Source organism: Zoogloea sp. (assembly GCF_041908905.1).
GTDB lineage: Bacteria > Pseudomonadota > Gammaproteobacteria > Burkholderiales > Rhodocyclaceae > Zoogloea.
Window position 1 is genome coordinate 54,493 of the sequence record NZ_JAYREK010000016.1, and the last position, 22,000, is coordinate 76,492.

At 64.8% G+C, this 22,000-nt stretch carries 18 protein-coding genes and 1 pseudogene; 7 read left to right on the forward strand and 12 right to left on the reverse strand.

Annotated features, from left to right (window positions below):
* Nucleotides 1–46 precede the first annotated feature (46 nt).
* Nucleotides 47–646, forward strand: coding sequence for an NAD(P)H:quinone oxidoreductase (gene wrbA / locus ACE3OU_RS10700; RefSeq protein WP_374241547.1), 600 nt, complete (start codon nucleotides 47–49; stop codon nucleotides 644–646).
* Nucleotides 647–759: 113 nt separating this feature from the next.
* Here the strand turns inward: wrbA and ACE3OU_RS10705 are convergent, their stop codons facing one another.
* The 4 genes from ACE3OU_RS10705 to ACE3OU_RS10720 form a co-directional block, all read right to left on the reverse strand.
* Nucleotides 760–1,356 (reverse strand): FMN-dependent NADH-azoreductase, encoded by a 597-nt coding sequence (locus ACE3OU_RS10705; RefSeq protein ID WP_374241548.1) that lies wholly within the window; start codon nucleotides 1,354–1,356, stop codon nucleotides 760–762.
* A gap of 17 nt (nucleotides 1,357–1,373) precedes the next feature.
* Nucleotides 1,374–2,093, reverse strand: a complete 720-nt coding sequence (locus ACE3OU_RS10710) for a pirin family protein (RefSeq protein WP_374241549.1) — start codon at nucleotides 2,091–2,093, stop codon at nucleotides 1,374–1,376.
* Nucleotides 2,094–2,166: 73 nt separating this feature from the next.
* Nucleotides 2,167–2,742 (reverse strand): YceI family protein, encoded by a 576-nt coding sequence (locus tag ACE3OU_RS10715; RefSeq protein ID WP_374241550.1) that lies wholly within the window; start codon nucleotides 2,740–2,742, stop codon nucleotides 2,167–2,169.
* Nucleotides 2,743–2,768: 26 nt separating this feature from the next.
* Nucleotides 2,769–3,326, reverse strand: coding sequence for a YceI family protein (locus ACE3OU_RS10720; protein ID WP_374241551.1), 558 nt, complete (start codon nucleotides 3,324–3,326; stop codon nucleotides 2,769–2,771).
* A gap of 118 nt (nucleotides 3,327–3,444) precedes the next feature.
* Here ACE3OU_RS10720 and ACE3OU_RS10725 point away from each other — a divergent pair, with 118 nt between their 5' ends.
* Nucleotides 3,445–4,344: a LysR family transcriptional regulator gene (locus ACE3OU_RS10725; RefSeq protein ID WP_374241552.1), complete on the forward strand. Its 900-nt coding sequence runs from the start codon at nucleotides 3,445–3,447 to the stop codon at nucleotides 4,342–4,344.
* A gap of 47 nt (nucleotides 4,345–4,391) precedes the next feature.
* Here the strand turns inward: ACE3OU_RS10725 and ACE3OU_RS10730 are convergent, their stop codons facing one another.
* The 7 genes and pseudogenes from ACE3OU_RS10730 to ACE3OU_RS10760 all read right to left on the reverse strand — a co-directional run bounded on the left by ACE3OU_RS10730 (nucleotide 4,392) and on the right by ACE3OU_RS10760 (nucleotide 11,339).
* Entirely contained in the window at nucleotides 4,392–5,723 is a 1,332-nt protein-coding gene (locus ACE3OU_RS10730; RefSeq protein ID WP_374241553.1) for a phenylacetate--CoA ligase family protein, read from the reverse strand.
* 44 nt (nucleotides 5,724–5,767) lie between these two features.
* The gene (locus ACE3OU_RS10735; protein ID WP_374241554.1) at nucleotides 5,768–6,598 is read right to left on the reverse strand and encodes a MetQ/NlpA family ABC transporter substrate-binding protein; all 831 of its coding nucleotides are present in this window, start codon (nucleotides 6,596–6,598) and stop codon (nucleotides 5,768–5,770) included.
* Between the two features lie 46 nt (nucleotides 6,599–6,644).
* Nucleotides 6,645–7,298 (reverse strand): methionine ABC transporter permease, encoded by a 654-nt coding sequence (locus ACE3OU_RS10740; RefSeq protein ID WP_374241565.1) that lies wholly within the window; start codon nucleotides 7,296–7,298, stop codon nucleotides 6,645–6,647.
* Nucleotides 7,299–7,302: 4 nt separating this feature from the next.
* Entirely contained in the window at nucleotides 7,303–8,151 is an 849-nt protein-coding gene (locus tag ACE3OU_RS10745; RefSeq protein WP_374241555.1) for a methionine ABC transporter ATP-binding protein, read from the reverse strand.
* A 192-nt stretch (nucleotides 8,152–8,343) separates the two neighbouring features.
* Complete coding sequence (locus ACE3OU_RS10750) at nucleotides 8,344–9,393, reverse strand: NADP(H)-dependent aldo-keto reductase (protein WP_374241556.1); 1,050 nt, start codon at nucleotides 9,391–9,393, stop codon at nucleotides 8,344–8,346.
* Nucleotides 9,394–9,407: 14 nt separating this feature from the next.
* Nucleotides 9,408–10,634 (reverse strand): annotated as a pseudogene (locus tag ACE3OU_RS10755) (LLM class flavin-dependent oxidoreductase); the annotation flags it as partial.
* Between the two features lie 150 nt (nucleotides 10,635–10,784).
* On the reverse strand, nucleotides 10,785–11,339 hold the full coding sequence (locus ACE3OU_RS10760) for an NAD(P)H-dependent oxidoreductase (RefSeq protein ID WP_374241557.1): 555 nt from the start codon (nucleotides 11,337–11,339) through the stop codon (nucleotides 10,785–10,787).
* 424 nt (nucleotides 11,340–11,763) lie between these two features.
* Here ACE3OU_RS10760 and ACE3OU_RS10765 point away from each other — a divergent pair, with 424 nt between their 5' ends.
* The 5 genes from ACE3OU_RS10765 (at nucleotide 11,764) to ACE3OU_RS10785 (ending at nucleotide 20,653) form a co-directional block, all read left to right on the forward strand.
* Entirely contained in the window at nucleotides 11,764–11,946 is a 183-nt protein-coding gene (locus tag ACE3OU_RS10765) for a CopG family ribbon-helix-helix protein (protein WP_374241558.1), read from the forward strand.
* Nucleotides 11,947–11,951: 5 nt separating this feature from the next.
* Nucleotides 11,952–14,777 carry an SNF2-related protein gene (locus ACE3OU_RS10770; protein WP_374241559.1) on the forward strand — a complete coding sequence of 942 codons (2,826 nt, stop codon included), beginning with the start codon at nucleotides 11,952–11,954 and terminating at the stop codon, nucleotides 14,775–14,777.
* 89 nt (nucleotides 14,778–14,866) lie between these two features.
* Nucleotides 14,867–16,144, forward strand: coding sequence for an RNA-binding domain-containing protein (locus ACE3OU_RS10775; protein WP_374241560.1), 1,278 nt, complete (start codon nucleotides 14,867–14,869; stop codon nucleotides 16,142–16,144).
* An 8-nt stretch (nucleotides 16,145–16,152) separates the two neighbouring features.
* Nucleotides 16,153–17,853, forward strand: a complete 1,701-nt coding sequence (locus ACE3OU_RS10780; RefSeq protein ID WP_374241561.1) for a site-specific DNA-methyltransferase — start codon at nucleotides 16,153–16,155, stop codon at nucleotides 17,851–17,853.
* Complete coding sequence (locus ACE3OU_RS10785; protein WP_374241562.1) at nucleotides 17,846–20,653, forward strand: DEAD/DEAH box helicase; 2,808 nt, start codon at nucleotides 17,846–17,848, stop codon at nucleotides 20,651–20,653. The genes ACE3OU_RS10780 and ACE3OU_RS10785 overlap by 8 nt, the downstream gene beginning before the upstream one ends.
* Before the next feature lie 192 nt (nucleotides 20,654–20,845).
* Here the strand turns inward: ACE3OU_RS10785 and ACE3OU_RS10790 are convergent, their stop codons facing one another.
* Nucleotides 20,846–21,220, reverse strand: a complete 375-nt coding sequence (locus tag ACE3OU_RS10790; protein WP_374241563.1) for a hypothetical protein — start codon at nucleotides 21,218–21,220, stop codon at nucleotides 20,846–20,848.
* Between the last annotated feature and the right edge of the window lie 780 nt (nucleotides 21,221–22,000).

The following is a 22,000-nucleotide window of genomic DNA, read 5'->3' on the forward strand; positions in this document are numbered from 1 at the left end:
AGACGGGTGGGCGATGCCGCGGTTTCAACCTTCCAGGAGACGCCCCATGTCCAAAGTCCTCGTGCTGTATTACTCCACCTACGGTCACATCGAGACCATGGCCGCCGCCGTGGCGGAGGGGGCCCGCTCCACCGGCGCCAGCGTCGATGTGAAGCGGGTGCCGGAAACGGTGCCCGAGGCCATCGCCGGGCCGGCCCACTTCAAGCTGGACCAGGCGGCGCCGGTGGCCGCCGTGGCCGACCTGGAGCACTACGATGCGATCATCGTGGGCTGCCCGACCCGCTTCGGCCGCCTGCCTTCGCAGATGGCCAGCTTCCTCGACCAGGCGGGCGGGCTGTGGGCGCGTGGCGCGCTCAACGGCAAGGTCGGCGGCGCCTTCACCTCCACCGCCACCCAGCACGGCGGCCAGGAGGTGACCCTGTTCTCGGTGATCACCAACCTGCTGCATTTCGGGATGGTCATCGTCGGGCTGCCCTACAGCTTCCAGGGGCAGATGAGCATCGACGAGATCGTCGGCGGCAGCCCCTACGGGGCGACGACCATCGCCGGCGGCCAGGGCCAGCGCCAGCCGAGCGCCATCGAGCTGGACGGCGCTCGCCACCAGGGCCGGCTGATCGCGGAGACGGCCAACAAGCTGTTTGGCTGACGAGGCGCGACGCCGCCGCCTGTAAACGCCGACGGGCCGCGCAGGCGGCCCGTCGTGCTGCAAGGTCTTCACCCCGGGCGGCCGTCAAGCCGCTGCCCGGGGCTGCCGGCCGGTCAGGCCAGCGCGGCGATCGCGGCTTCGGCTTCGGCAAAGGCCTTGTCGGCGGCCTCGGGGCCCATCGCCAGGCCCTCGGCGTAGATGAATTCCACGTCGGTCATGCCCAGGAAGCCCAGCACGCCCTTGAGGTAGGGCACCTGGGAGTCGGCCGGGGTGTCGCGGTAGACGCCGCCGCGGGCCAGGGCCACATACACCTTCTTGCCCTTGACGAGGCCCTCGGGGCCGTTCTCGGTATAGCGGAAGGTGACGCCGGCCCGGGCGATGGCGTCGATCCAGGTCTTGAGCTGCACCGGCACACCGAAGTTGTACATCGGCACGCCCAGCACGATCGCGTCGGCGGACTGCAGCTGGGCGATCAGCGCGTCGTCGAGGGCGACGCGGGCGGCCTGCTCGGGGCTGCGCTGCTCGGCGGGGGTGAACAGCGCGCCGAGGGCGGCTTCGTCGAGCACCGGGTGCGGGTGGGCGGCCAGGTCGCGCAGCTCGACCACGGCGCCGGGGTTGGCGGCCTTCAGGCGGGTGGTGATGGCGTCGGCCAGGCGGGTGGAATTGGCGCCGGCGGAGCGGGCGCTGCTGTTGATCTGCAGGATCTTCATGGGCTTTTTCTCGTGGGTCAGAAATCGGGCAGTTCGTTGGGGCGGAGGTCGAAGACCAGCACTTCGGCGTTGGCGCCGTGGCTGAGTTCGATTGTGTCGGCGTCGCGCAGGCGGGCACCGTCGCCGGCCTGCATCGGGTGGCCATTGACGACCAGGGCGCCGCGGGCGAGGTGCACGTAGGCGTGGCGGCCGGGGGGCAGCGCGAGGGTGTGCGCCTCGGGGCCGTCGAACAGGCCGGCGTACACGCGGGCGTCCTGATACACGCCCAGCGAGCCGTCGGTGCCATCCGGCGAGATGATCAGGCGCAGGCGGCCGCGCTTCTCGTCGGCGCCGAAATGACGCTGCTGGTAGCGGGGTTCGACGCCCTGGCGGTCGGGCACGATCCAGATCTGCAGGAAGTGCACCGGCGCGCTGGTGGAGGCGTTGAACTCGCTGTGGCGGATGCCGCTGCCGGCGCTCATCATCTGCACGTCGCCGGGGCGGATCACCGAGCCGGTGCCCATCGAGTCCTGGTGGGCGAGGGCGCCGTCGAGCACATACGAGAAGATCTCCATGTCCCGGTGCGGGTGGGTGCCGAAGCCCTGGCCGGGAGCCACGCGGTCGTCGTTGATCACCAGCAGGTCGGAGAAGCCGACCTGCCGCGGGTCGTGGTAGTGGCCGAAGGAGAAGGTGTGACGCGAATCGAGCCAGCCGAAGTTTGCGATGCCGCGCTCGGCGGCGGGTCTCAGTTCGAACATGGAATCTCCTTTCGGTGTTGCCGGGCGCTGCCGCCTGCGGGTGGAAACTGCGGGTGGCAGCGCCGGTGGGTCATCAGCCCTTGATCGCTTCGAGGGAGATGGTGATGGTCACGTCGTCGCCCACGTGGGGGGCGTACTTGCCGGCGTTGAAGTCGGTGCGCTTGACGACCACGCTGGCGTCGGCGCCGATGGCGTCCTTCTTGAGCATCGGGTGCGGCATCGCCACGTAGTGGTTCACCTTGAGGGTCACCGGCTTGGTGACGCCCTTGATGGTCAGGTCGCCATTGATCGACACCGGCTTGTCGCCCTTGAAGACCACCTTGGTGGACTTGAAGGTGGCGGTCGGGTACTTGGCGGTATCCAGGAAATCCTCGCCCTGGATGTGCTCGTTGAAGGTGTCATAGCCGGTATCCACCGACTTCATGTCGATCACCACATCCACGGCGCCGGTCTTGGCGGCCTTGTCGAGGGTCACGGTGCCGGTGGTCTTGTTGAACTTGGACAGCTGGGTGGACATGCCGAAGTGGCTGTACGAGAAGCGCGCGAAGGTGTGGGTGCTGTCCACGTTGTAGGTTTCCGGCGCGGCGAAGGCGGGCACGGCAGCGGCGGAGATGGCGAGGGCTGCGATGAGCTGGTTGATCTTTTTCATGATGACTCCTGTAGGGGGTTGCTGATTTATTTGCCGGAAGCGGCGATATGGAACTTGATCTGGATGTCGTTGGCGACGATGTCGAAGGCGGCCCACGGCCCTTCGCCGATCGAGAAGTCACCGCGGCGGATGGTCAGGCTGCCGTCGAACACGCCGGCGTTGCCCTGGGGTGTGAAGGTGGCCGGGACGACCACGTTCTGGGTCTTGCCCTTGATGGTCAGGGTGCCGGCCACTTCGTAGCGGTTGCCGCCCAGGCTCTTGACGCCGGTCGAGGCAAAGCGCGCCGTCGGGAAGGCCTTGGTGTTGAACCACGGCTTGCCCGCCACCTCGGCGTTGGCCTCGCTGGTGCCGGTGTCGACGCTGGCCAGGTCCACGTCGATGGTGGCCTTGGCGTTGGCCGGCTGGGCCGGGTCGAAGCTGAGCTGGCTGGCGAACTTCTTGAACCTGCCGTCCATCGCCACGCCCATCTGCTTGTAGCCGAAGCCGATGCGGCTCTTGTCGGCCTGGACCTGGTTGTATTCGATGGCCTGGGCCGCCGGGGCGAGGGCGGCGCCGAGGGCGAGGACGAGGGCAAAGCGCTTCATGTCGGTTCTCCGTTGGGCTGCGATGCGCTGCGGGCATCGGCGATGGACACACTTTAGCGATCCTCGGCGTCGCAAAATAGACGACAATCAGGAACGAACTGTTTCCGGATGGGCAACAATGAACCAACTCGACGCAATGCGCACCTTCCTCCGGGTGGCGGAGCTGGGCAGCTTCGCCGCAGTGGCCAACCAGCTCGGCACCGTGCGCTCGGTGGTCACCCGGCAGATCGCCGCGCTGGAGGAGCACCTGGGCGTCAAGCTGATGGTGCGCAGCACGCGCAGCCTCACCCTCACTTCGGCCGGTACCGCCTATCTCGAAAAATGCCGGGCGATCCTCGACCTGGTCGACGAGGCCGAGGCCGAGCTGATGGAGGAGCGGGTCACCCCGCGGGGCAAGCTGCGGGTGAGCCTGCCGCTCAGCTACGGCCTCAAGCGGCTGGCGCCGCTGATGCTGGCCTTCTCCCAGACCTACCCCGAGATCCAGCTGGCGATGGACTTCACCGACCGGCGGATCAACCTCATCGAAGAGGGCGTCGACCTGTCGGTGCGCATCACCGGCCGCCTCGAGCCCGGCGACATCGTGCGCAAGCTGGGCACCAGCCGCCTGCTGGCGCTCGCCTCACCCGACTACCTGGCGCGCCGGGGCCGCCCGCGGCACCCGTCGGACCTCATGCGGCACGCCTGCATCGGCTATGCCCCCCACGGCAGCGGCCGCCCGTGGGTCTTCGTGGTGGAGGGGCGCCTCGAGAGCTTCCCGCTGGCCTTCCGGCTGCAGGCCAACAACGGCGACGTGCTGGCCGAGGCCGCCGCCCAGGGCATGGGCATCACGGTGCAGCCCGACTTCATCGCCGCCGACTACCTCGCGGCGGGCCGGCTGGAGACCCTGCTCGACGCCTTCGCCCCGCCGCCGCTGGGCATCTACGCGGTGCTCCCCAGCAACCGCTACATGCCCCACGCGGTGCGGCTGCTGATCGAGTTTCTGTCGGAGAAGCTGGGGAACGACGAGGCGGGGAGCTGAACGCCGCCGCCCCGTGCCCGCGGCCCGGGGCGGGGCCGTCGAGGGCGTCAGGCCCACACGCCGGTGCGGCGGTCTTCGACGCGCTTGGCCTTGTGCGTGGCGCGGGGCAGGGTGTCGGGGGGCAGGATGGTCACCGCGGCGCTGACGCCGGTCACCGCCTTCAGGTGGTGGGCGAAGCGCCCGGCCAGCTCGGCGTCGCCGTGGGGGCTGGCGGCGGCGCGCTCGACCTCGACGGTGAGGCGGTCGAGGTGGTTCTCGCGCTCGACGATCAGCCGGTATTCGCCGGAGAAGTCATGGTCGCGGCGGGCGATCGCCTCGACGTCGCTGGGGAAGAGGTTGACGCCCTTGATGATGAGCATGTCGTCGAGCCGGCCGTGCACGCCCTGCAGGCGGATCGAGGTGCGTCCGCAGCCGCAGGGCTCCGAGGTGAACGAGACGATGTCGCCGGTGCGGAAGCGGATCATCGGGCGGGCGGTCTTCTTGAGGGTGGTGAGCACCAGCTCGCCCCGGGCGCCTTCTTCCACCGGCTCGTTGGTGCCGGGGTGGAGCACTTCGACGAGGATGTGGTCCTCGGCCCAGTGCAGGCCGTCCTTCTCCTCGCACATGCCGGCGCAGGAGCCGAAGATGTCCGACAGGCCGTAGTAGTCATACACCGAAGCGCCCCACAGAGCCTCGATGCGCTGGCGGGTCTCGGGGATCGAGCCGCCGGGCTCGCCGGCCACGAAGATGCGCTTCACCGCCAGGTCGCGGCGCGGGTCGATGCCTTCCTTGAGGGCCGTCTCGCCCAGGTACCAGGCGTAGGACGGCGTCGTCCAGATCGCCGTCACCTGAAACTGCCGCAGGATCGCCAGCAGCCGCTCGGACGGCACCGTGCCGGCGTGGATCGACAGCGCGCCGAGCTTCTGGGCGCCCAGCACGCAGGGCCCGCCGACGAACAGCGAGAAGTTGAGCGAGTGGGCGTAGCGGTCCTCCGGGCGCAGGCCGGACGACCAGAACTGGCGCGCCTCGTAGTCGATCCAGTCGTCGAAGTCGGTGGCGCTGAAGGGTGACGCGGTGGGCACGCCGGTGGAGCCGCTGGAGGCCGAGATGTAGACGATGTCCCGCTCGGGCACCGCGACCAGATCGCCGAAGGGCTCGACGGCCTGCTGGCGTTCGCGCAGGGTCTGCTTGGTGATGAACGGGAAGCGGCGGATGTCGTCGAGGCAGCGCACGCTGTCGGGATGCACGCCGGCCGCGTCGAAGCTGGCCCGGTAGTAGGGCGAGTTGGCGTAGGCGTGGGCGAGGTGCTTCTGCAGCAGTTGCAGCTTGAGGGCGTCCCAGTCGGCGCGGGGCTGGGTCTCGAGGGCGGCGTCCCAGTAGGGGCGGTGTGGCGTGGTCATGGCGGTTCCTTGCCGGCCGGGCCGTGCGGGCCCGGCCGTCGTGCTTATTGCAGGTAGGCCGGGCGGGCGTAGCCGGCGAAGTGCTTGTCCAGGGCGGCGCGATATTCGGGCGTGCGGAAAGCGGCCACGATGTCGCGGGTCCACGGCTTGTCCTTGTCCTCGGCCTTCACGGCGACCACGTTGAGGTAGTGGTCCGGTGTCTTCTCGAGGGCCACCGCCTCGGTCAGCTTGAGGCCCGACGAGATGGCGAAGTTGCCGTTGATGAGGGCGAACTCGGCGTCGTCCAGGGTGCGTGGCAGCTGGGCCGCCTCGATGGGCGTGAGCACCAGCTTGCGCGGGTTTTCGGCCACGTCCTTCTCGGTGACCTTCAGCGGGTCGACGCCGGCCTTCACCTTGATGAGCCTGTTCTGCTCCAGGAAGACCAGCGCCCGGGCCAGGTTGCTGGGGTCGTTGGGCAGGGTGATGCGGTCGCCGTCCTTCAGGTCGGCCAGGCTCTTGCGCTTCCTGGAGTACAGCCCGAGGGGCGCGATGGGGGCCTTGGTGACATCCACCAGGTTGAGGCCCTTGTCGGCCGAGAACTTCCGCAGGTAGATCACGTGCTGGAACAGGTTGGCGTCCAGCGAGCCCTGGGCCAGCGCGAGGTTGGGCTGCACGTAGTCGTTGAACTCGACCAGCTTCACGGTGTAGCCCTTCTTCTCGAGCACCGGCTTGATGCCGAGCTTGAGCTGGTCGAAGTTGGAGCCGGCGGTGGCGCCGAGGGTCAGGGTCTTCTTGTCGTCGGCGTGGGCGCTGCCGAGGCCGAGGGCGACGCCGAAGCCGATGACGACTGTGGCGCGGAGGATGCCGGAAACAACATGGCGGCGGGTGAGTTGCATGGGAGGACTCCTTGAAAGGTCGATAGGGGGAAAGGCGGAATCGGGGTCAGCGTTTGTCCACGCGGCGGGCGAGGTGCTGGCCGAGGAGCTGGATGGTCTGCACGAGGATGATCAGCAGCACGATGGTGATCACCATCACGTCGGTCTGGAAACGGTAGTAGCCATAGCGGATCGCCAGGTCGCCGATGCCGCCGCCGCCCACCACGCCGGCCACCGCCGAATACGACAGGAAGCTCACCGCCAGCACGGTGACGGCCAGCACCAGCCCGGAGCGGGCTTCGACGAGCAGCACGCGGCGGACGATCTGCAGCGGCGAGGCGCCCATCGCCTCGGCGGCCTCGATGACGCCGCGGGGCACGTCGCGCAGGGTCTGCTCGATGAGGCGGGCGAAGTAGAAGATCGCCGCGATCGACAGGGGCACGCTGGCCGCCAGCGGCCCGATGGAGGTGCCTGCGATCACCCGCGTGAAGGGCGAGATCGCCACCAGCAGGATGATGAAGGGGAAGGAGCGCACCACGTTGATCAGCCCGTTGGCCGCCAGGTTGAAGCCCCGGAAGCGGCCCAGCGACTGCCCCGGGCTGGTGAGGAAGACCAGCACCCCGAGGGCGCCGCCCAGCACCACCGCGGCCGTCAGGCAGATGGCCAGCATCAGCAGGGTCTCGCCGGTGGCCTTGAGGATCTCCGGCTGCAGTTCGGTCAGGGTTTCAAGCATGGGCGGCCTCCAGGGCGAAGTGGTGATGGGGCACGCCGGCCGGCGCGCCGACCGGTGAGGGGCTGGCCGCCGGGCCGACGCTGCCGTAGTCGGCCAGCCAGCCGGCCAGGCGCGAGCCTTGCGGGATCCGGCCGCCGGCGATGTCGAGCTGCTCGACGATCTGCCCGGCTTCCATCACCGATACCCGCTGGCACAGGCGGCGGATCACCTCCATCTCGTGGCTGACCAGCAGGATCGTCACGCCGAAGCGGCGGTTCGCGTCGGCCAGCACCTCCAGCAGGTCCAGCGTGGTGCGCGGGTCGAGGGCCGAGGTGGGCTCGTCGGCCAGCAGCACGTGGGGCTCCGGGGCCAGCGCGCGGGCGATGGCGACGCGCTGCTTCTGGCCGCCGGAGAGGCGCCCCGGATAGACATCGGCCTTGGCCGCCAGCCCCACGAAATCCAGGCAGGCCGCCACCCGCTCGCGGATGCGCGCCGGGTCGGCGCCGGCGATGCGCATCGGCAGGGCCACGTTGTCGGCAACCGTCTGGTTATGCAGCAGGTTGAAGTGCTGGAAGATCATCCCGATGCGGTGGCGCGCCCGGCGCAGGCCGGCCGGCGGGAGGCGGGTGAGGTTCTCGCCGTGGACGATCACCTCGCCCGCGTCGGGGCGTTCGAGCAGATTGACGAGGCGCAGCAGGGTGGATTTGCCGGCGCCCGAGAAGCCGATGATTCCGTGGATCTCGCCCTCGGGCACGACCAGGCTGGTGGGGCGCAGGCCCACCACGTGGCCGCCGGGGTCGGTGAAGCGGCGCGAGACGCCGCGCAGTTCGATGGCCGGTCTGGAGGGTGCTGTGGTTGGCATGATGCGGTGCAGAAAACTGGGAAGGCCCCGACTTTAGCCCTGCCCCTTACCAACCTGAACCAAGGATTTCTGCGCTGCTCTGCAGCCGCGCCGTGCAAAGCATTGCAGGCCGGTGAATATCTGAACGTCCTGACCGCCGGGCCTGGGGAAAAGCCCGCCGCAGCGGGCTTCCGCCGGGGCCGACGGACCGCCCTAAGGGCAGAGGTTGGGCGCCCGGGCGTGGATCGCCTCGATCTCGTCGATGGCCTCCCGGGGCAGGCGGATGTCGACGCTGGCGATGTTCGTGGCGAGCTGCTCCAGGCTGGTGGCGCCGATCAGGTTGCTCGTCACGAAGGGCTGCGCGTTGACGTAGGCCAGCGCCAGCTGGGCCGGGGCCAGGCCGTACTTGCGGGCCACCTCCACGTAGGCGGCGATGGCGGCCTCCGGCCCGGCGCCCTTGTAGCGGCTGAAGCGGTCCCACAGGGTCAGGCGGGCGCCCGGCGGGTTGGCGCCGCCCAGGTATTTGCCGCTCAGCGCGCCGAAGGCGAGGGGCGAATAGGCCAGCAGGCCCACCTGCTCGCGGATGGCGATCTCGGCGTTGCCGATCTCGAACGTGCGGTTGAGCAGGTTGTAGGGGTTCTGCACGCTGACCACCCGCGCCAGGCCCGCCGTTTCGGCGTGCTGCAGAAAGCGCGTGATGCCCCACGGCGTCTCGTTGGAGAGGCCGATGTGGCGCACCTTGCCGGCCCGCACGAAGCCATCCAGCACGGTGAGGGTTTCGAGGATGGGCACGCTGTCCTCGTCGGGCACGTGGCGGTAGCCCAGCTCGCCGAAGTGGTTGGTGCTGCGGTCGGGCCAGTGGAGCTGGTACAGGTCGATCACGTCGGTGCCCAGGCGGCGCAGGCTGTCGTGCAGGGCGGCTTCCAGGTTGGCGCGGTCGTGGCGGGTGTTGCCGCCGCGCAGGTGGCGGGCCTGGACGAGCTTGTGCGACGGCCCCGCGGCCTTGGTGGCGATCAGCACCCGCTCGCGGTTGCCCGGCCGGGCCAGCCAGCTGCCGATGTAGCGCTCGGTGGCGCCCTGGGTTTCGGGGCGGGGCGGCACCGGGTACATCTCGGCGGTGTCGATCAGGTTGATTCCGTGGGCCACGGCGTAGTCGAGCTGGGCGTGGGCGTCGGCCTCGCTGTTCTGCTCGCCCCAGGTCATGGTGCCCAGGGCGATGAGGCTCACGTCGAGGTCGGTGTTGCCGAGTTTGCGGTATTTCATGGGTGTCCTTGCGCTCAGGCGGCCCGGGCAGCGTCGCGGCGGGCGGCGAACTGGTTCTCGGGGCGCGCCAGGCCGAGGTTTTCGCGCAGCGTGCTGCCCTCGTACTCGGTGCGGAAGATGCCGCGGCGCTGCAGCTCGGGGATCACCAGCTCGACAAAATCGTCGAGGCTGCCGGGCAGCACCGGCGGCAGCACGTTGAAGCCGTCGGCGGCCTCGTTGTCGAACCACGCCTGCAGCTGGTCGGCCACCTGGGTCGGGGTGCCGATGACGGTCCAGTGGTCCCGTGCGGTGGCCACCCACTCATACAGCTGGCGGATGCTGAAGCCGTGCTGGCGGGCGATGTCCGCCATCATCTGCGGCCGGCTGACGAAGCCTTCGCTCTTCGGCAGCTCGGGGAAGGGGCCGTCCAGCGGGTAGCGGGACAGGTCCACCTCGCCGGAAAGCCCGCCCAGCAGCGTGAGGCCCGCGTCGGGGTGGATCAGGCTGTTGAGCTGCTGCAGCTTGGCGCGGGCCTCTTCTTCGGTCGGAGCGACGTACACCGACACGCCCGGCATGATCTTGATCTCGTCCGCGTGGCGCCCGTAGCGGGCCAGGCGGCCCTTCACGTCGCGGTAGAAGGCCTGGGCGTCGGCCAGGTTCTGGTGGGCGGTGAACACCACCTCGGCGGTGCGGGCGGCGAGCTCGCGGCCGGGCTCGGACTGGCCGGCCTGCACGATCACCGGGTAGCCCTGGGGCGGCCGCGCCACGTTGAGGGCGCCTTCCACCGAGAAATGCTTGCCCTTGTGGCGCGGCGCATGCACCTTGTCCGGGTCGAAGAACTGGCCGCTCTCCTTGTTGCGGATGAAGGCCTCGTCCTCCCAGCTGTCCCACAGCTCGGTGACGGTATCGACGAACTCGTTGGCGCGCTCATAGCGTTCGGCCGGCGGGCGCTGCCTGTCGAGGCCGAAGTTGCGGGCCGTGGCATCGCCGGCCGAGGTCACCAGGTTCCAGCCCGCGCGGCCCTTGCTCAGGTGGTCGAGGGAGGCGAACTTGCGGGCGAGGGTGTAGGGCTCTTCGTAGGTGGTCGACGCCGTGGCGATAAAGCCCAGATGTTTGGTGACCACCGACAGGGCCGCGAACAGCGTCACCGGCTCGAAGCCCACCGCCTTCTCGCTAACGCCGGTGCCGGTGTTGCCGCCGAAGTTGGCCGCCAGCCCGTCGGCCAGAAAGAAGGCGTCGAACAGGCCGCGCTCGGCGGTCTGGGCGAGGCGCTTGTAATGCTCGAAGTCGAGGGCGCCCGCGGCCGGGGCGTCCGGGTGGCGCTAGGCGGCGATGTGCTGGCCAGCGCCGGGCAGGAAGGCGCCGAGTTTGAGTTTTCTGCTCATGGGGATCTCCTTGGATGATTGAAAGCGTCAGGCGGCCTCGGCCAGCCCGTGGGCGGCCGGCGTGCGCAGCAGCCTGCGGGCCTGCCCGGCGACCAGAGCCACCCGCTCGGCAATGGCGGGGCTCGCGAGGCGGTAGTCGGAAAAATCGGTATCGCGGGCGAACAGCGTCTTGGGCGCCGAATAGATGCCCAGGTAGCTGGTGAGGGCGCGCAGCTGGTGTTCGAGGATCAGCGCGTGCTGGTCGCTGCCCCCGGTGGCCATCAGGATCGCCGACTTGCCCTCAAGGACTTTCGGGTCGAGGAGGTCGAGAAAGTGCTTGAAGGCGCCCGGGTAGGAGGCCTTGTAAACCGGCACCCCGATCACGATCAGGTCGGCCGCGCGCAACTGCCCGTGGGCGGCCTCGATGGCCGGCGGCAGCACGAAGCTGCCCAGCGTGCGGCCCAGGTCGGCGGCGATGTCGGCCAGGTCGATGAGCGGCCCACCGTGGCCGGTCTGGCGGCTGATCTCGCCGAGCACGGCGGCAACCAGCGCCCGGGTGCGGGAGGGCGCCGACAGGCTGCCCGAGAGTCCGATGATGTTCATTGCTGCTGCTCCTTGCATGTCGAGTTCATGCGGAGAAGGTGCCTCCGCTTGCAGGGGAGACATAGCAGCAGGCGTGCCAGGTTTATGAAGTCAAGGGAAACAAGGGTTTAGGGGTTAGTTGCGGGTAAGGAGAGGTGGGCCGCTGCGGGGATTGCGGCAGATTGAGGGGGTGGGTGTGGGAAGGGCGGCAGGGGGATCTCGTTGGTGGTGGGCTTGGCCAGTCCGCCAATGCAGGTTCAGCGACAGCTGGTCGGCCACTTCAGCCGTTCGCTCATTTCTGTTGGATTGACCGATGCCTCAGAGAAAGCAGACTTAGTCGAGTCGATTAAACCCGGGGCGATTCGAACTAACGGCCGCTCTCAAAATACGCCAATGTTCGCTTCATCCGACTAAAATGATGCACTGTGATTCACAAAGATTAATCATGAAGGCTATCCGCACCACCATCTCCCTGCCTCCCGAACAGCTCCAGCGCCTTCAGGAAATGGCCGATCAACACGGGCTTTCCTTGGCCTGGTTGGTCCGTCAGGCCGTCAGCGAGTTTCTCGAACGCAGAGAAAAGGTCGGCGAATTTAACCCGCTGAACGGATACCAGAAAAAGGACTAAGGCTGATGTACACCCGCTATCAGAGCGGCTATCTCGCCCACTGGCTGTCGCTGGAGGGGGCTGCCGACGACGCGCTGACCCAGACCATCGCCGGTGCCAAGGTGGACATGAATCCGCATCAAGTGGATGCGGCCTTGTTTGCCCTCGCTTCGCCACTGTCTAATGGCGTCATCCTGGCCGACGAAGTCGGCCTCGGTAAAACCATCGAAGCCAGTCTCGTCCTGGCCCAGAAATGGGCCGAGCGCAAACGCCACCTGCTGCTCATCGTTCCCGCCACCTTGCGCAAGCAGTGGAGCCAGGAACTGGTCGAGAAATTCTCGCTCCCGTCAAAAATCCTGGAAGCTCGAAACTTCAAGGAAGCTCAGGCCAATGGAGCAGGCAATCCCTTTCTGGTGGAAACCGCTTTCGGCGAACCAGCCGTGGTGATCTGCTCCTACGAATTTGCCTCGCGCAAGCAAAACGAACTGGCGGCGGTTCCCTGGGATCTGGTTGTTTTCGACGAAGCCCACAAGTTGCGCAACTTCTACAAGGGTGAAAGCGCCAGGATCGCAAGCCGTCTCGACGCCGCCCTCAAGGGTCGTCCCAAGCTGCTGCTTTCGGCGACGCCGCTGCAGAACAACCTTCAGGAGCTGTTCGGGCTGATCGCCATCATCGACCCGCACTTCTTCGGCAGCCTCGATGCTTTCAAGGCACGCTATTGCCGCCCCAAGCTTGAAGACGCCGAATTCGAGAACCTGCGGGAACGCCTGCGCACCGTCTGCAAACGCACCTTGCGCCGGCAGGTACAGGAAATCGGCGGCATCAAATTCACCCGCCGCTACTCGTTGACCGAGGACTTCCGCCCCTCGCCGGACGAACTCGAACTCTACAAGCAGGTTTCCGAATACCTGCAGGATGAAAGCATCCTGTCGATCAAGCCCGGTGCCCGGCATCTGGTCACGCTGGTCATTCGCAAGATTCTGGCCTCGTCTTCGTATGCCATCCAGGGCACCCTGAGCACGATGATCGAACGGCTGGAAAGACAGCTACCGCTGGCAACCGCGCTCGAAGACTACGACGCCCTCGACGACCTGAGCGACGAAGCAGGCGTCGATGAAGAAGACACCGTCGATCCCGCGGCCCTGGCCGCGGAAGTGAAGCAACTGAAGAACTTCCGCGCCCTCGCCGAACGCATTGCCCGCGATGCCAAGGCCGACGCCTTGCTGCGCGTGCTCGGCAAGGCCTTCGATTTTGCCGAGCGCCTGGGTGGCAAGCGCAAGGCCGTCATCTTCACCGAATCGGTCCGTACCCAGTCCTGCCTAAAGGAATTGCTCGCCGACAACGGCTACGCCGACAAGATCGCCATCCTCAACGGCAGCAACACCGACCTGGATTCCAAGCGCATCTACCAGAACTGGCTGCAACAGCACGAAGGCAGCGGCCGCATTTCCGGCGCCAAAACAGCCGACATGAAAGCCGCCCTCGTTGACCATTTTCGCGAATCGGCTGAAATCCTTATCTGTACCGAAGCCGGCGCCGAAGGTATCAACCTCCAGTTCTGCTCGCTGCTGATCAATTACGACCTGCCCTGGAATCCGCAGCGGGTCGAACAACGCATCGGCCGAGTCCATCGTTACGGCCAGAAAAACGATGTCGTCGTGGTCAATTTCATCAACAAGGGCAACCGGGCCGACGAACGGGTCTTTGAACTCCTCAGCGAGAAATTCCGCCTGTTCGAAGGCGTCTTTGGCGCCTCCGACGAAATTCTCGGCAGCATCGAATCCGGCGTCGATATCGAACGCCACATTCACGAGATTTACCAGCGCTGCAAAAGCAGCGATCAGATCGATGCCGAGTTCGATCTGCTGCAAGCCCGTTTCAAGACCGAACTCGAAGCACGCACCCAGGAAACCCGACGCTCGGTGCTGGAAAACCTTGACGTCGACGTCGTCAAACACCTCAACCTGACCAAGGAAAGAACCGAGCAGCACCTCAACGACTATCAGGAAAAGCTGCTCCTGCTGGCCCGCATGATGCTGCCCGGAGCACACTTCGAAGCCCACCGCGTCCGGCACGACGGCCACTGGTACGACGTTCGCTGGCAGGAGTCCGAGCAAAGCCACGCCCGTTTCCTGCGCCCCAACGAAGGCCTGGGTGGGCAGCTCATTGCCGAAGCCAGGCAGGCGCTGCCGGAACTACCCGTCGCCACACTCGAATTCGACCTCAATCACAACCAAGGCGGCCAGCACGCCTGGCTGAAGAGTCTTGCCGGGCAGTCCGGCGAACTCCGGGTAGACATGCTGACGCTGACCGCCGCCAAGCAGCGCATCGAACACCTCCTGATTGCCGCAGTAAGCGATGGCGGCCAGATATTCGATCCTTCTTCGGCGGAACGCCTGCTGACCCTGCCGGCTCGCGTACTCGACGTCGCCACCGAGTTGCAGGCCGAATCCGTCTTCAAAACGCTGCTGGCGGAACAGGAAAGTCAAAAACTCGACGCGGCACTCCAGCTCAACGAACGCTTCTTCAGTGAAGAAACCGAAAAGCTCGAAGCCTGGGCGGAAGACCGGCGCATCGCCCTCGACATCCGTATCAAGCAACTCGACCAGGAAATCAAGGAAGCCCGCAAAGCCGCACGGCAACTTTCCTCGCTGCAAGAAAAGCTCGCCGCCAAGCGGGCGATCAAACAACTGGAGCAGGAACGCGACCGCGTCATGCTCGACTACCACGAAGAGAAAAAGCGTATCGACGCCGAAGAAGACCGCCTGCTTGGCGACATCGAAGCCGCGCTGGAAATCACACCGCAACGGCAATGCCTGTTTGCCATCCGCTGGCAAATAAAAGCCTCATGAGGAAATGAAATGACCCCCACGCTCACTGTGTTCGCTGCTCCCCGAGGGGCTTACGCCTCCCTTGGGACGGCCCGGCGGAAGGCGTTCCCATGATAGCCACCACCGACCTCATCCGCGAACTCCTCTACCAAGTCCGTCTCGGCGAAGACTCGGCCTATGAATTCAAGAGTCTTACGATCAAGGGTAACAAGGTCGATCAGCCGGGCCGGGACAGCGTCGCCGACGAACTCGCCGCCTTTGCCAACGCCGGTGGCGGCATCATCGTCTTTGGCGTTGCCGACAAGACCCGCACTGTCGAAGGCATCGCCCGCGAAGACCTGGATACCGTAGACCTGTGGTTGGCCAATATCGCCAGCCACGCCATCGACCCTCCCTTGCCCATCGAAACCCGGCTGCTCGAAATCCCCGACAGCCAGGGCGATCTGAAACCCGTCGTCTGGGTGCGTGTCAGCAAGAGCGTATTCGTGCATAAAAGCCCGCATGGCTATTTCCACCGCGTGGGTTCGAGCAAGCGGGAAATGTCGCCGGAGCTGCTGGCGCGCATCTTCCAGCAGCGCAGCATGGTGCGGCTGATCCGTTTCGACGAGCAACTCGTCCCGCAAACCACGCGCGACGCCATAGCCCCGGAACTCAAGACGCGCTTCCTGCGCGGCGACTTGCCAGAAATCACGCAACTCAAAAAGCTCTACCTGATCGGCGACGACGAAAGCGGCGAATTGCGCCTCACCGTCAGCGGCGTGCTGCTGCTCACGGCGCGCCCCGCCGATTACCTTTCTTCCGCCTACATCCAGTGCGTTGCCTATTCCGGCAGCGAACGCAATGCCGAATACCAGCTCGATGCCCAGGACTGCGACGGCCCCGTCGACGAACAGATTCGCCAAGCCTTCAACTTCGTCAAACGCAACATGCGCGTCGAAGCCGTCAAACGCCCCGGCCGCATCGACATCCCGCAATACGACCTGGCCGCCGTTTTCGAAGCCATCGTCAATGCCGTCGCCCACCGCGACTACGCCATGCACGGCGCTCGCATCCGCCTGCACCTGTTCGCCGACCGGCTTGAGCTTTCCACCCCCGGCGGCCTGCCCAACAGCCTGACCGTGGACAGCATGGAAGCCAACAGCATCACCCGCAACGAAACCCTGGTGAACCTGCTCTCCCGCTATTACCCGGCAGACCCGGTCAGCAAGCGGCAGAACCTCATCGAACGACGCGGCGAAGGCGTGCCGACCATCCTGACCGCCAGCGAAAACCTGTCGCTACGCCGCCCCCGCTACGAGCAGATCGACCACACCGAACTCAAGCTCACCCTCTACGCCGCCAGCCGCGAGAAAAACGGCCTGCTGGCGCAGTTCACCTCAGAAGAATGAATCTCCGGATGACCGACAAACCCAGCAAGCCCGCCTCGACCAAACTTGAACTCACCTGGCCCGGCAAACAGAACCGCCCCCGGCTGGAACCGCGCATCCTGCTCGAAGACCAGGCGCTTTCCTACCGTGCCGCACCGCCTGCCCCCGCCGATCTGCTCGAACAAGCCGAAGCCGGCCCGACGACTTTCGACGACAACCTGCTGATTCATGGCGACAACCTGCTGGCGCTGAAGGCGCTGGAAAGCCAATACGCCGGCAAGGTCAAATGCGTCTTCATCGACCCGCCCTACAACACCGGCAGCGCCTTCACCCATTACGACGACGGGGTCGAGCATTCGATGTGGCTGACGCTGATCCGCGATCGTCTGGAAGTCATCCGGACGCTGCTTGCGGAGGACGGGTCGTTGTGGATCACGATTGACGACAATGAGGCCCATTATTTGAAAGTGTTATGTGACGAGGTGTTTGGGAGGGGGAACTTTATTGCGTCGGTCATCTGGCAGAAATTGTTTACGGTCAAGAACTCAGCCAAATACTTTTCGGACATGCACGAGTACGTCGTCGTATATGCGAAAGATTTGAGCAAATGGAGCAGAAATCTGCTTCCACGAAGCAGCGAGCTAGATGCTTCGTATTCAAATCAAGATAACGACCCTCGAGGCCCTTGGACCACTAATGCTATTCAGGCTCGCAATTATTACAGCCAAGGCAGCTATGAAATTGTTTCCCCCAAAGGGAAAGTTTTTACGCCGCCCTCAGGAACCTACTGGCGTGTTTCAAAAGCGACATTCGATGAACTAGAAAAGGATGGGCGAGTATGGTGGGGACGCGACGGTACAGCCGTGCCACGGATAAAGAAATTCTTAAGTGAAGCGAAACAAGGGGTTGTTCCCGCAACACTCTGGTTCCACGAAGAAGTTGGAACCAATGCCGAAGCAAAAATAGAAATTCGGACCCTGTTTGAGGGGATCAATGACGACAATGTATTCATGACTCCGAAGCCAGAAAAGTTACTTAAGCGGGTTTTGGAACTGGCCACCAACCCCGGCGACCTCGTCCTCGACTCCTTCGCTGGTTCCGGCACTACCGGTGCCGTCGCGCACAAGATGGGCCGGCGCTGGATCATGGTCGAGCTGGGCGAGCACTGCCACACCCACATCGTGCCGCGCCTGAAAAAGGTCGTCGACGGCCAGGACCCCGGCGGCATCACCAAGGCGGTCAACTGGCGCGGCGGCGGCGGTTTCCGCTATTACCGGCTGGCCCCGTCGCTGTTGAAAAAGGACAAATGGGGCCACTGGGTGATCAACCCGGACTACAACGCCGAAATGCTCTCGGAAGCCATGTGCAAGCTGATGGGTTTCACCTATGCGCCCAGCCAGACCCAGTTCTGGCAGCACGGACAAAGCACCGAATCGCACTTTATCTACGTCACCACCGGCAGCCTCAGCCACGACCAGTTGCGCGTCATCAGCGAGGAAGTCGGCGGCGAACGCTCGCTGCTGATCTGCTGCAAGGCTTTCATGGCCGATGCCAGTGCCTTCCCCAACCTGACGCTGAAGAAAATCCCCAAGACGGTGCTGCACAAGTGTCAGTGGGACCAGGACGACTACAGCTTCAAGATCGACGTCCTTGCCGAGCCGGAAGCGCTGCCAGAGGAAGAAGATGAGTTCGAGCTGAACGCCGGCGATGAGGAAGCGTCCGATGAATGAACGCATCGACGGACGCCGTGCTGCAAGCGAGATCACCAAAGCACTTTCCCTGCGCGCCCCGCAACGTGAGTCGCTGGACATCCTGGCCGAGCTGCTGGAAAGGCTGAAACTGAGCAAGGACGCCGACCTCCGGCATTGGCTGAAGACGATTCGCGCCCGATACCCGACGGTAGAAAAGTTCGAGCGCGATTTCCCCACCCTGTGCTTTGCGCTCGCCACCGGCGTCGGCAAGACGCGGCTGATGGGGGCGATCATCGCCTGGCTGTTCATCACCGGGCGCAGCCGGCATTTCTTCGTCCTCGCGCCGAACCTGACCATTTACGAAAAGCTCAAGCAGGATTTCCTGCCCGGCAGCCCCAAGTACGTGTTCAAGGGCATTCCCGAACTGGCGAACAATCCGCCGGTGCTGATCACCGGCGAGGACTACGAGGATGGACGCGGCGTCCGCCTGGACATCGCCGTGCCGCAGAACGTCACCGGCGAGCTGTTCACCGACGATACGGCGCCGCACATCAACATATTCAACATTTCCAAGATCAACGCCCGCGACAACAAGAAGGGCGCTGCCAAGTCGAGCGTGGCGCGGGTGCGGCGCTACCAGGAATACCTGGGCGAATCCTATTTCGATTACCTGGCCGGCTTGCCCGACCTCGTGGTGCTGATGGACGAAGCCCACCGTTACTACGCCAGCGCCGGCGCCAAGGCGATCAACGACCTGCAGCCGGTACTCGGCATCGAACTGACGGCAACGCCCAAGACGGTGGGCGCCAACCCGCGCCAGTTCGCCAACATCGTCTATCACTACCCGCTCTCCCGCGCCTTGCAGGATGGTTATGTGAAGATTCCGGCAGTAGCGACGCGCAAGGATTTCCGCGCCGATTCGGTCAGCGCCGAGCGGCTGGAGGAAATCAAGCTGGAGGACGGCATCCACCATCACGAGTTCGTCAAGGTGGAACTGGAAAACTACGCCCGCAGCTTCAACCAACCGGTGGTCAAGCCTTTCATGCTGGTGGTGGCGCAGGATACGGCCCACGCCTCGGCGCTGAAGGCGGTCATCGAATCCGATGGCTTTTTCCAGGGGCACTACAAGGGCCGGGTCATCGAGGTGCATTCCAACCTCTCCGGCGACGAATCCGACGAGGCCATGCAGCGCCTGCTGGCGGTGGAGCACGACGAAAAGACCGAAGTGGTCATCCACGTGAACAAGCTGAAGGAAGGCTGGGACGTCACCAACCTGTACACCATCGTGCCCTTGCGCGCCTCGGCCTCGGAAATCCTCACCGAGCAGACCATCGGCCGCGGTCTGCGTCTGCCTTTTGGCAGGCGGACCGGCGTCGAAGCGGTGGATCGCCTGTGCATCATCGCCCACGACCGCTTCCAGGACATCGTCGATCGCGCCAACGATCCCGAGTCGATCATCAAGAAGACCGTCTATATCGGTGCCACCGAAGACGCCGACGTGCCGGACAAGCAGCCGCATTTGCTGAATACCGGGTCGGTGCTCGACATTCTGTGTACCGGCCGGCAGCCGGAGCAGGATGGCGAGGCGCTCGCCGCCGACCTTGGCGGGGAAAGCCCAGCCCCGACCATCACGGCGGAAGAATCCCGGCTGGCCGAGCTCACGCTGCGCGCGGTGCAGCGGGAAGCCAGCCGGCTGCCCGCCAGCAAGGCCTTGAGCGATGCCGCCGTGCAGCAGCGACTGGTTGCCGCGGTGAAGCGCCTGGCGGAAGAAGCCGCCCCGCCGCAGGCCAGCCTGCCGGGCATGGAAGCCGCCACACCCACCCTATCGGCCAGCCCCGATGCGCTGGTGGCCGAGGTCGTTCGCCACGTCACCGAGCGCCTGATCGAACTGACCATCGACGTGCCACAAATCACGATTCTGCCGACGCGGGAAGTCAATTACCGCTTCCAGGCGTTTGCCTTGGCGGGGCTGGAGAAGGTCAATTTCCAGCCGGTCAGCCAGGAACTGCTGCTCCAGCATCTGGAAGACAACAAGCAGGCACGCATCCAGTGGGAGGGCTCCGACAACCAGGAGGTTCGCCCCGAGGATTACATCGTCCGCCAGTTGATCGACCAGGACGCCATCGATTACGACGAACATGCCGATCTGCTCTACGCCCTGGCCGGGCAACTGCTCGCTCGGCTACGCGAGCACCTGGGCGGCGACGAGGTCAAGCTGGAAAACGTGCTGATCTACTGGCAGCGGCAACTTGCCGATTTCATCTGGACGCAGATGCAGCAACACGTCTGGATTACCCCGACCGACTACGTCGGCAAGGTGACGCAGGGCTTCGATGTGCTCAAACCTGCCTGCTTCACCCTCGCCGCTGGCGAACATCCGCGTGATTTCCGCGCGCCGATTGCCGACAAACGCCTGGTGCGCCAGATGGTGTTCAAGGGCTTCAGGAAATGCTGTTATCCCTACCAGAAGTTCCAGTCGGTGGATGGCGAGTGGCGTTTCGCCCAGTTGTTGGAAGACGACCCCGAGGTCATCAAGTGGATGAAACCGGCACCGGGGCAGTTCCGCATCGAATACCGGAACGGACACAACTACGAACCGGATTTTGTCGTCGAAACTGCCGACGCCTGCCTGCTCGTCGAACCCAAGCGGGCCGACCAGATGGATCAGGATGAAGTTCAGACCAAGGCACGCGCCGCGTTGCGCTGGTGCGGGCATGCCAATACCCACGCCGCAGCGCATGGCGGCAAACGCTGGCATTACCTGCTGGTTCCGGATACGGCGATTCAGCTTGGGCGCAGCATTGCGACTTTATTTGCAGAATTCGAATGGCAAGAGTGATGGCCATACAAATTCATCCGGTAGCCTCGTTTCGCACTGATCCACCCTCGCGTCACAAGCCATTGCAAACCGTCCTCTGCAGCACTCCAGCCCCCCTAAAAAACTAGCGCCCCCTCGGGCGCCAGCTTGCTTTCCATCCAAATCCACAACGCAGGCCATATCACCCGCCTTGCAGATCACCGCCTCATCACCTCAGGCGCCGTTCCCCTCCGTCCCGTTCTGCCGCTTCGGGGCTTTGCGTTCGGAGGCTTTCTTGAGGCCGAGGGAGGCGACCTGGTTGGAGTCGTTGCCGAACTGGGCGCGGACCTGGTTCTTGATGCTCTGGACGCGTTTGTGGCGTTCGTTCTCGAGGAGGACGGTGTCGTCGCGGGCGGCGGCGTAGCTGTTGGCGGCGTGGAATTCACGCTCGCCGGCGGCGGACACCCGGGTCTGCAGCTCGGTGATGGCGGCGAGGGAGTCGGCGGGGTTGCTGGGGGCGTAGCCTTCGATGGCCTTGAGTGCGGTGATGCAGTCGAGGTCGGCTTGCAGGACGTGGGCGGGAAGGCGACGGTTGGCGTTGTTGGGCATGACTCCTCCGGTGGTGGTGGGGTGGGTTGATCTATATCTGTTTTGACTAAAGATACTCCCTGGCGGAGGTGTTGCGCAATAGCAAAATGGAATTCGCTCAGGACATGGGGATTGGCTGGCCGGCGCGGGCCAGTTTGACAAGCTGCGCAGGCCCCGGTGTGGCGCGTGCGCGCCTTGGTGGTGGGCGCATGGGCTCGGGTGATGTGTGCGCAGCGTGTGGGGGCGGGTGTGCAGGCCTTGTTGCCGGGGGCACATCCTCTGCTGGTGGATGCCCATGCCTTTGTGGTGCTTGCAGATCCTTTCTGCGGGCGCCACCGAGATGTTGCGAACCATCACCAATCGGTGTGCCCGCGCCTGCATTGCTTGGTGATGGCTCTACAGACGATGAACATGCCTGCACATACGATCATGATAGTTTTGGATCGAATGTGCAGGCATGTTCATAAGGTAAAAAGCTATGAATATCGTTTGTACGTGCATGTACAAACGTCATTCATAGTGTTTTATCGAATGTACGGGCATGTTAATGGGGTAAGAAACTATGAATATCGCTTGTGCATGGCTGCACAAAGGATTGTTATAGTTTTATATCGAATGTGCGGGCTTGTTGTTAAGAAAAAAACTATCGTCGGGTTACGCTGCGCTAACCCGACTCTAAGGACTTCCCTGTCAAGCACCGTTTTTCCATGACCGGCCGCCAGGCCGGTTTTCCTTTCCTGCCTACCTGCGTTTCCCTTCCTGGCGCTGCACGCGCGCGACGGATCGGACAGACAGACTGCC

Excerpts from the sequence above, each read along its gene's own strand:
- wrbA (WP_374241547.1), top strand. The coding sequence starts at position 47 with ATGTCCAAAGTCCTCGTGCTGTATTACTCCACCTACGGTCACATCGAG.
- ACE3OU_RS10705 (WP_374241548.1), bottom strand. The coding sequence starts at position 1,356 with ATGAAGATCCTGCAGATCAACAGCAGCGCCCGCTCCGCCGGCGCCAAT.
- ACE3OU_RS10710 (WP_374241549.1), bottom strand. The coding sequence starts at position 2,093 with ATGTTCGAACTGAGACCCGCCGCCGAGCGCGGCATCGCAAACTTCGGC.
- ACE3OU_RS10715 (WP_374241550.1), bottom strand. The coding sequence starts at position 2,742 with ATGAAAAAGATCAACCAGCTCATCGCAGCCCTCGCCATCTCCGCCGCT.
- ACE3OU_RS10720 (WP_374241551.1), bottom strand. The coding sequence starts at position 3,326 with ATGAAGCGCTTTGCCCTCGTCCTCGCCCTCGGCGCCGCCCTCGCCCCG.
- ACE3OU_RS10725 (WP_374241552.1), top strand. The coding sequence starts at position 3,445 with ATGAACCAACTCGACGCAATGCGCACCTTCCTCCGGGTGGCGGAGCTG.
- ACE3OU_RS10730 (WP_374241553.1), bottom strand. The coding sequence starts at position 5,723 with ATGACCACGCCACACCGCCCCTACTGGGACGCCGCCCTCGAGACCCAG.
- ACE3OU_RS10735 (WP_374241554.1), bottom strand. The coding sequence starts at position 6,598 with ATGCAACTCACCCGCCGCCATGTTGTTTCCGGCATCCTCCGCGCCACA.
- ACE3OU_RS10745 (WP_374241555.1), bottom strand. The coding sequence starts at position 8,151 with ATGCCAACCACAGCACCCTCCAGACCGGCCATCGAACTGCGCGGCGTC.
- ACE3OU_RS10750 (WP_374241556.1), bottom strand. The coding sequence starts at position 9,393 with ATGAAATACCGCAAACTCGGCAACACCGACCTCGACGTGAGCCTCATC.
- ACE3OU_RS10760 (WP_374241557.1), bottom strand. The coding sequence starts at position 11,339 with ATGAACATCATCGGACTCTCGGGCAGCCTGTCGGCGCCCTCCCGCACC.
- ACE3OU_RS10765 (WP_374241558.1), top strand. The coding sequence starts at position 11,764 with ATGAAGGCTATCCGCACCACCATCTCCCTGCCTCCCGAACAGCTCCAG.
- ACE3OU_RS10770 (WP_374241559.1), top strand. The coding sequence starts at position 11,952 with ATGTACACCCGCTATCAGAGCGGCTATCTCGCCCACTGGCTGTCGCTG.
- ACE3OU_RS10775 (WP_374241560.1), top strand. The coding sequence starts at position 14,867 with ATGATAGCCACCACCGACCTCATCCGCGAACTCCTCTACCAAGTCCGT.
- ACE3OU_RS10780 (WP_374241561.1), top strand. The coding sequence starts at position 16,153 with ATGACCGACAAACCCAGCAAGCCCGCCTCGACCAAACTTGAACTCACC.
- ACE3OU_RS10785 (WP_374241562.1), top strand. The coding sequence starts at position 17,846 with ATGAATGAACGCATCGACGGACGCCGTGCTGCAAGCGAGATCACCAAA.
- ACE3OU_RS10790 (WP_374241563.1), bottom strand. The coding sequence starts at position 21,220 with ATGCCCAACAACGCCAACCGTCGCCTTCCCGCCCACGTCCTGCAAGCC.